Source organism: Alloyangia mangrovi, from assembly GCF_002300555.2.
In the GTDB taxonomy this organism is placed as follows: Bacteria; Pseudomonadota; Alphaproteobacteria; order Rhodobacterales; family Rhodobacteraceae; genus Salipiger; species Salipiger mangrovi.
Genome location: NZ_NTHN02000094.1, coordinates 1 through 10,091 on the forward strand (window position 1 = coordinate 1; position 10,091 = coordinate 10,091).

Annotated in this window: 12 protein-coding genes; 4 read left to right on the plus strand and 8 right to left on the minus strand. The window is 68.0% G+C overall.

Going from position 1 to position 10,091, the window contains the following annotated elements:
- Positions 1–66: 66 nt before the first annotated feature.
- From CLG85_RS26095 to CLG85_RS26110, 5 genes are read right to left on the minus strand one after another with little or no spacing between them, the layout of a single operon-like run.
- On the minus strand, positions 67–897 hold the full coding sequence (locus CLG85_RS26095; protein WP_260350275.1) for a PPC domain-containing DNA-binding protein: 831 nt from the start codon (positions 895–897) through the stop codon (positions 67–69).
- Entirely contained in the window at positions 894–2,021 is a 1,128-nt protein-coding gene (locus CLG85_RS26100; protein WP_311735043.1) for an AMP-binding protein, read from the minus strand. The genes CLG85_RS26095 and CLG85_RS26100 overlap by 4 nt, the downstream gene beginning before the upstream one ends.
- Positions 2,008–2,517: an AMP-binding protein gene (locus CLG85_RS27555; protein ID WP_311735044.1), complete on the minus strand. Its 510-nt coding sequence runs from the start codon at positions 2,515–2,517 to the stop codon at positions 2,008–2,010. Before CLG85_RS27555 ends, CLG85_RS26100 begins: the two co-directional genes overlap by 14 nt.
- Entirely contained in the window at positions 2,514–3,683 is a 1,170-nt protein-coding gene (locus CLG85_RS26105) for an acetyl-CoA acetyltransferase (protein WP_095884337.1), read from the minus strand. Before CLG85_RS26105 ends, CLG85_RS27555 begins: the two co-directional genes overlap by 4 nt.
- A complete protein-coding gene (locus CLG85_RS26110) occupies positions 3,683–4,525 on the minus strand; it encodes an IclR family transcriptional regulator (protein ID WP_260350276.1) in 843 nt (280 codons plus the stop codon). The genes CLG85_RS26105 and CLG85_RS26110 overlap by 1 nt, the downstream gene beginning before the upstream one ends.
- A gap of 183 nt (positions 4,526–4,708) precedes the next feature.
- On the opposite strand from CLG85_RS26110, the gene CLG85_RS26115 reads away from it, so the two are divergent.
- The 4 genes from CLG85_RS26115 to CLG85_RS26130 all read left to right on the plus strand — a co-directional run bounded on the left by CLG85_RS26115 (position 4,709) and on the right by CLG85_RS26130 (position 8,374).
- Positions 4,709–5,713, plus strand: coding sequence for a DctP family TRAP transporter solute-binding subunit (locus tag CLG85_RS26115; RefSeq protein ID WP_095884193.1), 1,005 nt, complete (start codon positions 4,709–4,711; stop codon positions 5,711–5,713).
- 76 nt (positions 5,714–5,789) lie between these two features.
- Positions 5,790–6,278: a TRAP transporter small permease gene (locus CLG85_RS26120; protein ID WP_095884194.1), complete on the plus strand. Its 489-nt coding sequence runs from the start codon at positions 5,790–5,792 to the stop codon at positions 6,276–6,278.
- The gene (locus CLG85_RS26125; protein WP_095884195.1) at positions 6,271–7,599 is read left to right on the plus strand and encodes a TRAP transporter large permease; all 1,329 of its coding nucleotides are present in this window, start codon (positions 6,271–6,273) and stop codon (positions 7,597–7,599) included. The genes CLG85_RS26120 and CLG85_RS26125 overlap by 8 nt, the downstream gene beginning before the upstream one ends.
- A gap of 10 nt (positions 7,600–7,609) precedes the next feature.
- A complete protein-coding gene (locus tag CLG85_RS26130; RefSeq protein ID WP_095884196.1) occupies positions 7,610–8,374 on the plus strand; it encodes an SDR family NAD(P)-dependent oxidoreductase in 765 nt (254 codons plus the stop codon).
- Here CLG85_RS26130 and CLG85_RS26135 read toward each other — a convergent pair.
- The 3 genes from CLG85_RS26135 to CLG85_RS26145 form a co-directional block, all read right to left on the minus strand.
- Positions 8,371–8,949, minus strand: coding sequence for a hypothetical protein (locus tag CLG85_RS26135; RefSeq protein WP_095884197.1), 579 nt, complete (start codon positions 8,947–8,949; stop codon positions 8,371–8,373). The genes CLG85_RS26130 and CLG85_RS26135 overlap by 4 nt on opposite strands.
- 76 nt (positions 8,950–9,025) lie before the next feature.
- Complete coding sequence (locus tag CLG85_RS26140; protein WP_095884198.1) at positions 9,026–9,343, minus strand: hypothetical protein; 318 nt, start codon at positions 9,341–9,343, stop codon at positions 9,026–9,028.
- A 266-nt stretch (positions 9,344–9,609) separates the two neighbouring features.
- The coding region (locus CLG85_RS26145) for a nucleotide-binding domain containing protein (protein ID WP_311735045.1) at positions 9,610–10,091 on the minus strand (482 nt) is incomplete at its 5' end.

A 10,091-nucleotide genomic window follows, 5' to 3' on the forward strand; every position in this document is an offset into this window, starting at 1 on the left:
TCTTCTAGGTCCAAATATCCCGGGGGAGCCCGAAGGGCGGGGGCGGAGCCCCCTCTTTTTCACCGCCTATTCCCCGATCAGCAGGAGTTCCGCGGTGATGCAGATCCGGTTGTCATGCGGGCGCAGCACGCCGGACATCGGCGTGCCGTCGAAGCCGACCGAGGCGGCGTTGAGGATCACGCTGTCGCCGGTCAGCCGCCCGGCGCGTAGCAGCACCTCGGTGGCGTAGCTCTCGAGCTCGTCATGCTCGAAGCGGCTGTGCACGAGGCTGCCGATGCCCTCGATCCGCGCCCGGCCAAGCGGGGCGCCGGCCTGCGCCAGCAGCGCGTGCGGGTCCTCGTTCGGGCGCAGGGTGCAGAGTAGGGCGGGATGCCCCTTTCCGGCTGTGCCCACCGCTGCCGGGGCAAAGAGATCGAAACCGGTCTCCGGGTCCGGGGTCACGCTCAGCGCGGCGCCGGTGAGGCCCCAGCCGCGCACCAGCATGTCTTCCGCCAAGGTCGAGTCCTGCGCCAGCAGGTGGCCCATCCGTGGCTGCCCGTCCTGGCCGGCCCAGAGACCGTGGCAATGCAGGAAGGGGGTGCCGTCCTTCATGCCCAGGTGCAGCCCGGCCTCTGTGAGCAGGGCGCTCTCGAGCACATGGGTCTCGCTGTACCAGGCGGCGCGCCCGTCGCCGGGGGCGGGCGCGGGGATGACGTAGGCGAGCCGCGCGAAGGCGGTCTCGGTGAGCCGCAGGTAACCCGCGGAGAACCCCGCCTCCGCAAGCGCCTGCACAACCGCCTGCTCGACGCTGAGCCCCGCGGCAAGGCGCAGCTCCACCGGCTGGGCGCGGCAGGGAAGGGCGGTGAAGCGCCGGGGCGCGCGGGGGCCCGGGTGGTCGAGCAGCTGGTGGAGGGTCATTGCGCCGGGCTCTTCTCCGGGGCGCCCGCCTCTGCCGCCGGTAGGTCGCCGCGCGCGATCAGCGCCTCGCGGATCATTTTCTTGGTGATCTTGCCATAGGCGCTCTTTGGCATCTCCTCCCAGAACACCACGTGGCGCGGCAGCTTGTAACGGGCGATCTTCGGCGCCAGCCATTCCAGCAGCGCCCCGGGCGCCACGCCGGTCCCGCGCGCCACGCAGACCGCCACGCCGATCTCGCCCCAGACCGGATCGGGCATGCCGAGCACGGCGACTTCCGAGACCTCGGGGTGGAGCAGGATCTTCTCCTCGATCTCGCGCGGGTAGATGTTCGAGCCGCCCGAGATGTACATGTCCGAGGCGCGGCCCGTCAGGTAGACGAAGCCCTCGGCATCCATGTGCCCGAGATCGCCGGTGAGGAACCAGCCCTTGCGGAAACTCTTGGCGTTGGCCTCGGGGTTGTCGAAGTAGCCGGCGAAGACGGCGGGGCCGATGACGGCGATCTCGCCGGTCTCGCCCGGGCCGACCTCCTCGCCCTCGGCGTCCTGGATCTGCACCTGCATGCCAGTGCGGGCAAAGCCGCAGGAGCCGATGCGCATCGCGGCATCCTCCGCCGAGTGATGCGCGGGCGGCAGCACGGTGATGTTGCCGGTGACCTCGCCGAGGCCGAAGTATTGCACCAGCTTCGGTCCCAGCACCTGCAGCGCGCGGATCTGGTCGGCGCGGTACATGGGCGCGCCCGCGTAGATCATGTAACGCAGCGACGAATGGTCATGGGCCTGCACCGCGGGGTGCTCGACCAGCAGCTTGACGATGGTCGGCACGGTGAAGAGGTTGGTCACCTTCCATGTCGCGACCAGCCCCCAGATCTCGTCGGGATCGAATTTGCTGCCCGCCGGAAGGATGGTCTTCACCCCGTGCGCCACCTGCGCCAGCTGGTGGATGCCCGCGCCGTGCGAGAGGGGCGCGACGACGATCGAGGCATCCTCGGGCCCGGTGCCGGGCATCAGGTCGCACAGGTGGTTGGTCACGACGAAGGCCATCTGGCCGTGGGTCAGCACCGCCGCCTTGGGCCGCCCGGTGGTGCCGGAGGTGAAGAAGAACCAGCAGGGGTCATCGCGTTGCACTTCGGCTTGCGGCGGGCGCTGGCCGAGGTGGGGGGGCGACCAGCGCCTCGTAGTCTTCGCCGAGGCCCTCGCCGATGCCGACCACGAAGCCGAGCCCGTCGCAGGCGGCGGCATGTTCGGGGAAACTCGCCTCGCAGAGCATCCCCTTGGCCTGCGAGCTTTGGGCCAGAAAGGCAATGTCGTCGGGCGACTGGCGGAAGTTGGCGGGCACCCAGACCGCGCCGATGCGCCAGCAGGCGAACATCGCCTCGAACATCTGGTTGTTGTTGGCCGATTGCACCAGCAGCCGGTCGCCCTTCTTCAGGCCGAACCGGCCCTGCAGTACGGCGGCAAAGGCGGCGGAGCGCGCTTCCATCTCGGCCCAGGTCCAGGTTTTCTCGCCCCAGACGAAGCCGATGTCGCCGGGGTGGCGGCGGGCGCTCTCGGTCAGGAAGTTGGCAAGGTTCATCACCCGCGTCGACACGGGCGGCAGCCCGCCGGAGAGGTCGATGCTCATTTCACCCGCTCCAGGATCGACACGTAGTTGGTCACCGCCGCGCCGCCCATGTTGAACACGCCCGCGATCTCGGCGCCGGGGATCTGCATCTCGCCTGCCTCCCCGGCAAGCTGCATCGCCGCCATGACATGCAGCGACACGCCGGTGGCGCCGATGGGGTGGCCCTTGGACTTCAGCCCGCCCGAGGCGTTGACCGGCAGCCTGCCGTCCTTGGCGGTGATGCCCTCGCGGATCACCCGGCCGCCCTGTCCGCGCTCGGCAAGGCCCATGGCCTCGTATTCCAGCATCTCGGCGATGGTGAAGCAGTCGTGGGTTTCGACCAGCGAGAGGTCGTCGAGGGTTAGCCCCGAGGTCTCGAAGGCCTGCGCCCACGCCCGGCGGGCGCCTGCAAACTCCAGCACGTCCCGGCGCGACAGGGCCATGATTTCGTTGACGTGGCTGCGGGCGCGGAAGGCGATGGCGCGCTGCATCCCTGCTGCCGTCTCGGCATCGGCCAGCACCAGCACCGCCGCCCCGTCCGAGACCAGCGAGCAGTCGGTGCGGCGCAAGGGCCCCGCGACGATCGGGTTCTTGTCGGACACGGTGTTGCAGAAGGCGGTGCCGAAGTCCTTGCGCATGTGCGCCAGCGGGTTGGCCATGCCGTTCGAGTGGTTCTTCGCGGCGATCATCGCCAGCTCTTCGCTCTTGTCTCCGTAGCGCTGGAAGTAGCTGCCGGCGATCTGGCCAAAGAGCCCGGCGAAGCCGCCGCTGATGCCCGCCTCTTCCTTGCAGTAGCTGGCGCCGAGGAGGATGTCTCCGACTTCGGGCGTGGGGGTGGCGGTCATCTTCTCGGCGCCCACGACCAGCGCGATGCGGCCGCGACCGGCGGCGATGAAATCCATCGCCCCGTGCAGCGCGGCGGAGCCGGTGGCGCAGGCGTTCTCGTAGCGCGTCGCGGGGGTATGGGCAAAGCGCTCATCCCCCATGGCGACCAGCGCGCCCTGGAAATCCTGCTGCGAGAAGCCGTTGTTGAACACGCCGACGAAAAGCCCGTCGACATCCTCGGGGGTGATCCCGGCGTGCTCCAGCGCCTCGGCGACGGCGGCGGCCATCAGGCTTTCGGTATCGGGGTGCTCGGATTTGCCGAAGGGGGTGTGGCCCCAGCCGACGATTTGCGGATCTTGCATCATGACCTCCTCAAATGCGGGTGCGCGGCGGCGTAGAGCTGCGCGAGTGTCTCTTCTATGGTCCCGGCCGCGGCTCTGAGCTGCCCCACGAGCTCCTCCCGGCGCGGCTGCTGCATGCGGCTTTCGATGGCGGCCAGCGACAGCGCGCCGGCCAGCGCGCCGTCCGGGCGGCGCAGCGCCACGCCAAGGCCCCATGAGTCGGGAAACACCAACCCGGGGTTCAGCGCGTAGCCCTGTGCTCGCGTCTCGGCGACGCGGGCGCGAATCTGCTCGGGCGGCAGGCCGGGATAGTCGGCCCCGAGTCGCGCGGCATTGGCGGCCAGCGCTGCCTCGACTTCGGCGTCGGGCAGGGCGGCAAGCATCGCCAGCGAGCCCGCGCCGACCCCCAGAGGGTGCAGCCGCCCGGTCATCAACGCATAGGTGCGGATCGGATAGGTGCCTTCCTCGCGGTGCAGGCAGAGCGCGGAAAACCCGCGCCGGATCGACAGGAAGGCGGCGTCGCCGGTCAGCTGGGCCAGCCGCGCGAGGGTCTCGTAGGAGTGCTCCAGCAGCCCGTGCCGATGCGCTGCGAAGGTCCCGAGAATATAGGATTCCTCGCCCAGGAAGTAGCGCCGCGTCTGCTCGTTCTGCTCGACCATGCCGTTGCGGATCAGCGCCAGCATCAGGCGGCGCACGGTGGGCTTGTTGAGCCCGCTCTCGGCGACCAGCTCGCCAAGGCTCGCGCCCTCGAGCGGACGGCGGCCGACCATGCCAAGAAGCGCCAGCGCGCGGTCGACGCTCTGGCTGCCGGCAAGGGCGCCGGGGCTGCTGTCTTCCCTCGTGTGTTCCATAATATGGACCATGAAGGCCCGTCTCCTCCCGCGAGACTTCGAAAAGTTGCCCCGCAATATTTTGTTCCTTTCGGAATATTGCAAGTTCTTCTTGTCCGTGGCAATGAAACTGTTCCATGATGTGGATCGTCGTGCGGGGCAGGGAGGTCGCGCAGGACGGGGCCGAAGGCGGCCCGAGACTCCTGGGAGGACAGAATGACTTTCGCGAAACTGGGCACCACTGCCCTCGCAACCGTGCTCGCCGGCGCACTGATGGTCGGCGCCGCTGCCGCCGAGACCCTGCGCCTGTCGCACAACACCGGTGACACCACGACCTGGCAGAAGGGCGCCGACAAGTTCGCCGAGCTGCTCTCGGAGGCGACCGGCGGCGATCTGACCGTGCGTGTCTTCCCCAACGCCCAGCTCGCCGGCGGCGACCAGATGCGCCAGGCCGAGATGGTCGGCCGCGGTGCACTCGATCTCGTGGTGACCTCGGCGATTAACGTGACCCCGCTGGTGCCCGAGATGGCGGCCTTCTCGCTGCCCTACCTTTATGCCGACTACGACCAGGTCGACGCGACCACGCAGGGCGAGCCCGGCGCGAAGCTGGCCGAGATCCTCAAGGGCAAGGGCATCGTCGTGCTCGGCTGGGGTGAGAACGGCTTCCGCGAGGTGACCAACAACACCCGCCCTGTGCATGGTCCCGACGACATGAAGGGCCTCAACATGCGCGTCGCCGGCCCGATGTATATCGACGTGATGAACGCGCTCGGCGCCAACCCGCAGCAGATGCAGTGGGGCGAGACGATGACCGCGCTGCAGCAGGGCGTGGTTGACGGCCAGGAGAACCCGATCGGCGCGGTGATCATTCCGCAGCAGGTCTATGAGGTGCAGAAGTACCTGACCACCTGGCACTATTCCTATGACCCGATCTTCATCGGCATCAGCCAGAAGAAATGGGACAGCTACGACGCCGACACCCAGGCCAAGCTGAAGACTGCCGCCGAAGAGGCGATGACCTACCAGCGCGAGATCAGCCGCGAGGCCACCGCCTCGGGCATCGACTTCCTGCGTGAGAAGGGCATGGAGGTCTATGAGCCCTCCGCCGAGGAGCTGGCCGCGTTCAAGGAAGCGACCCAGCCCGCCTTCGACGAATGGGCGGCCAAGGTCGGCCCCGAGCTGGTGCAGAGCTTCCAGACCGCCATCGACGGCGCGAAGTAACCCCTGCAAAACGGCGTGTCCCCGCGGGGACACGCCTTTCGTCCTGACCCAAGCCTGCTGATCCAAGGGAGGGGCAATGGCCTTCATCCTGCGCGAGGCCGAGAAGATCATCTGCGCGGTGCTCTTCCTGGCCATGACCTTTCTCGGCTTTGCCAATGTGGTGGTGCGCTACGGCACGCATTACTCGCTTGCCGCCACCGAGGAGCTGCTGACCAACGGCTTCCTGCTGCTGACCATCTTCGGTGCCGCCATCGCTGCGCGCCGCGGCGAGCATCTGGCCGTCGGACTGGTGCACGACCTGCTGCCGCGCCCGGCGCGGCGGCTGGTCTTCGCGCTCTCGGTGATGGCCTCGGCGCTGCTGCTGGTGCTCTCGGCGTATTTCTCCTGGCAGGCGATGACGAACCTCATCGACAATGGCATGCGCTCCTACGGGCTGCAGATCCCGGCGTGGTACTACCAGGCCGCAGTGCCCTTCGGCTTCGCGCTGGTGCTGATCCGCTACCTGGAGCATGCATGGGTGGTTTGGCGCACGGGCGAGGACCACGAGGTGATCCCCGATGTTTGACCTCTTCCCCGGACTGCCCGCAGGCACCGAGATGGTGATCCTGTTCTTCATCCTGCTGGCGCTGCGCGTGCCGGTGGCTTTCTCGCTTGGCCTCTCGGCGATCTACGCCATGTGGCAGATCGGCTTCGGCCTCGAGCTGGCAGGCGATCTCATCGCCACTGGCATCACCAAGTTCTCGCTGCTGGCCATCCCCTTCTTCATCCTCGCGGGCACGCTGATGGGCTCGCTCGGCATCGCCGAGCGGATGATCCGCTTCTTCCGCGTGCTCATCGGTGCAACCCCCGGTGGCATGGGTGTCGTCGGCACAACCGTGTGCCTCTTCTGGGGCGCGGTGAGCGGCTCCGGCCCGGCCTCGGTCGCCGCCATCGGCCCGATGATCATCAAGGGCATGGAAGAGGACGGCTATCCCAAACCCTATGCCGCGGGCCTCGTCTGCACCGGGGCTGCGCTGTCGATTGTCATCCCGCCGTCGATCGGGCTGGTGATCTACGGGGTGATCGCCGAGACCTCGATCTCGCATCTCTTCCTTGCCGCCATCCTGCCCGGGCTCTTCATGGGCGTGATGATGCTGCTGACCCTGCCCTTCGCCAAGCCGCAGTCCGGTCGCGCCGCGGCGCTGGAAAAGCTGAGCCCGATGCCGCATGCCGATAAGCCCTATGGCCAGCGCCTGTGGCTCTCGTTCAAGGAAAGCTTCTGGGGGCTGATGACCCCGGTGGTCATCTTGGGCGGCATCTACTCGGGGGTCTTCACCCCCACCGAGGCGGCCCTGGTGGCCACGGTCTACGCGCTGCTGGTGGGCGGGCTGATCTACCGAACGCTCACCCTCGACGGGCTCTACAACTCGCTGTCCAACGCCGCCGCCTCCTCGGCCACGGTGATGCTCGTCGTCGCCTATGCCAGCCTTTTCGGCTGGGTGGTGACGGTCGAGGATCTGGTCGGCACCTACTCGGGTGCGCTGCTGGGCCTGTCCGGCAACGAGGGGGTGATCCTGCTGGTCATCATGGTGATCCTGCTGATTGCGGGCATGTTCATGGACGCGGTCACGGTCATGTTCATCTGCCTGCCGATCTTCATGCCGGTGGTGCGCGAGCTGGGCTGGGACCCGGTCTGGTTCGGCGTGCTGGTGATGGTGAACCTCGCCATCGGCCTGATCACCCCGCCGGTCGGCATCAACCTCTACGTCGCTGCCAACGTCACGCGCCTGCCGATCGAGCGTGTCGCCCGCGGCGCCATGCCCTTCCTGCTGGTGTGCCTGATCGGGCTGGCAGTGATCGGGGCCTTCCCGCAACTTTCCCTCGGCCTGCTCGGCCCCGCCAACTGAGGAGCATTCCATGTCCCAGAAGACAGCCCCCAAGACCGCGATTGTCACCGGCGCCGCGCGCGGCATCGGGCTTGCCACCACCAAGCAGTTCCTCGCCGAGGGCCGCAAGGTCGCGATGATCGACCGCGATGCCGAGGTGCTGATGGCCGAGGCCGGGCAGCTCGACAACGTGCTGCCGGTGGTCTGCGATGTGTCGCAGCCCGATCAGGTTGCAGCGATGATCGCCGAGGTGGCCGAGAAGTTCGGCCGCATCGATGCGCTGGTGAACAACGCCGGGGTCGCCGATTTCGGCCCGATCGAAGAGACCACCTTCGAGCGCTGGCGCACGGTGATGGCGACCAACCTCGACGGGGTGTTCCTCTGCTCGCAGGCGGCGATCCCGCACCTGAAAGAGGTGCAGGGCGCCATCGTCAACATCGCGTCGATTTCGGGCCTGCGCGCCTCGACGCTGCGGGTGGCCTATGGCACCTCAAAGGCCGGGGTGATCCAGCTCACCCAGCAGCAGGCGGCGGAACTGGGCGAATACGGCATCCGCGCCAATTGCGTGGCGCCGGGGCCGGTGCGGACCAAGCTTGCCATGGCGGTGCACTCGCCCGAGATCATCGCCGCCTATCACGATGCGATCCCGCTCAACCGCTACGGGTCGGAGGACGAGATCGCGAGCGTGATCGTCTTCCTCTGCTCGGACAAGGCGAGCTACGTGACCGGGCAGACGATCGCCTCGGACGGCGGCTTCCAGTCGACCGGGGTCGGCCTTCCGGCGCTGCGGGTCTAGCGCGCGCGGTTCGGGAACAGGCGGATCCAGCGAAAGATCAGCATCAGCGCGAGCGTGGTGACGACCAGCCCGATTATGTCACCGACGGCGTAGGTCGCGAGCACCTGCAGCGAATGGTCGGGCAGGATATGCCCCGAGAAGACCAGCGACTGGCCGACGGAGTTGATCACCGAGGCCAGGGCGCCCGCCAGAAGCAACCACTTCCAATGGATATCCGCCCGCTGCCCGGCATAGACGCGCCGCCCGGCCAGCGCCATGGCCTCGAAGGCGAGGGGTGCCGCGGCCGCGCCGACGGCGATGGACAGCAGGATCAGCGGCTCGATCGACGTGCGGAATTCGGCCGGAGTGAAGAGCGCCTCCGACAGGAAGGCGCCGAGGCAGAGCGGCACGAAGGCGCGCTTGCCGAGCAGCCAGGTCGAGAGCACCCGCACCCCATGCGGCAGGTAGACCAGGCTGGCAAAGGCGGTGACATCCGGCAGCAGCCGCGACTGCAGCGGCGTGATCAGCAATGCCGTCAGCCCGTGCGCAAAAGCATAGGCCAGGATCACCACGGAGCCATTCAGCAGGACCGTCATGCCGGGCACTCGGGGGGGGCGGGCGGATGCCCCGTCGGGTCTGGAGACCAATCGCATCGCGAGGCAGGCTGGGCGCTCAGCGCAGCGGCAGCGGTGCGCCGACAAGGTCGCTGCGCACGATGTAAGCCCGCGCCTTGGTATCCGCCGCCCGTTCCAGCAGCCCGCGTTCGAGAAGGGTACGGATGGCCCGGTAAAAGGTCGCCTGCGCGGTGCAGCGGACCAGCGCATGGTCGCGGATCTGCTCGGAGCTGATCACGTCGCCCGGACGCTCGCAAAGGCCGTGCGCGGCCAGCAACACGTCGCGTTCAAGACGGCTGAGATCCTCGAGACCGACGTCGCGTTCGAGTTGCCGCAGCATCTCGCGGAGCTGGAGGATTGAGCTGAGTTTGTTCATGGCAACAAGTCTTTGCGCAGCGCGCTCGCCGGGTCAAGAAATGTCACAGGTCGGGGGTCATGTAAGATTATCAATTTGATAAACTCTTGGCGTCCCGGGTGCCGCGTGCTACGCAAGCGACGTGGCGTCAGGTCAAGAGTGCCTTGTGAACGAGTTTCCGTGAGTGGTGGCGCCGCAGCTCATTTGAGAACCTTTCGCCTTGGTGCTTTCCGGCACCAAGGCATTTTGTTTGGCGCTTTCGCGCGCCGAGCGCCAGCGCCCGGTCATCAGGCGGGCAGCCGGGACCCGCGTGTCGCCGCGAAGCTGTCAAAGAGATCCGCCGCCCCCATCTGCCCGCCCTTGAGCATCACCCGCATCCGGTCGCGGTGCGGGCTTGCATGGTTGGCGGTGCAGATGCAGACGCCGGGGCCGAGGGTGCGCTCGAAGGCAAGCGCGTCGAAGCCGAGGCGCACGCAGATTCGGCTCGAGGTGTCGCCGCCCGCCAAGCCGAGGTAGCCGACCTCGGCACGCTCCAGCACCGCGGCGACGAAGTTGGCGCAGCGGTCTGCAAGCGCGTCCGGGGGCAGCCCGTAGTCGGCATCGGGCAGCAGGTGCACCAATGTCGGGACGTCCGCGCGCAGCAGCTCGGCCGCGGGCTCGATGAGCGATCCCGCACGCAGTGCCTCGGGGGTGAGGGCGAGCCGGCGGTAGGCGCCGGCGGCGTCCACCTGCGCCGCGGTGGTCGAGGAGCGGCTGCCGGCGAAGAGCA

What these genes read in the sequence shown, in the direction of transcription:
- CLG85_RS26105 (WP_095884337.1), bottom strand. Translation starts at nt 3,683, where the DNA reads ATGCAAGATCCGCAAATCGTCGGCTGGGGCCACACCCCCTTCGGCAAA.
- CLG85_RS26120 (WP_095884194.1), top strand. Translation starts at nt 5,790, where the DNA reads ATGGCCTTCATCCTGCGCGAGGCCGAGAAGATCATCTGCGCGGTGCTC.
- CLG85_RS26110 (WP_260350276.1), bottom strand. Translation starts at nt 4,525, where the DNA reads ATGGTCCATATTATGGAACACACGAGGGAAGACAGCAGCCCCGGCGCC.
- CLG85_RS26135 (WP_095884197.1), bottom strand. Translation starts at nt 8,949, where the DNA reads ATGACGGTCCTGCTGAATGGCTCCGTGGTGATCCTGGCCTATGCTTTT.
- CLG85_RS26125 (WP_095884195.1), top strand. Translation starts at nt 6,271, where the DNA reads ATGTTTGACCTCTTCCCCGGACTGCCCGCAGGCACCGAGATGGTGATC.
- CLG85_RS27555 (WP_311735044.1), bottom strand. Translation starts at nt 2,517, where the DNA reads ATGAGCATCGACCTCTCCGGCGGGCTGCCGCCCGTGTCGACGCGGGTG.
- CLG85_RS26140 (WP_095884198.1), bottom strand. Translation starts at nt 9,343, where the DNA reads ATGAACAAACTCAGCTCAATCCTCCAGCTCCGCGAGATGCTGCGGCAA.
- CLG85_RS26130 (WP_095884196.1), top strand. Translation starts at nt 7,610, where the DNA reads ATGTCCCAGAAGACAGCCCCCAAGACCGCGATTGTCACCGGCGCCGCG.
- CLG85_RS26095 (WP_260350275.1), bottom strand. Translation starts at nt 897, where the DNA reads ATGACCCTCCACCAGCTGCTCGACCACCCGGGCCCCCGCGCGCCCCGG.
- CLG85_RS26115 (WP_095884193.1), top strand. Translation starts at nt 4,709, where the DNA reads ATGACTTTCGCGAAACTGGGCACCACTGCCCTCGCAACCGTGCTCGCC.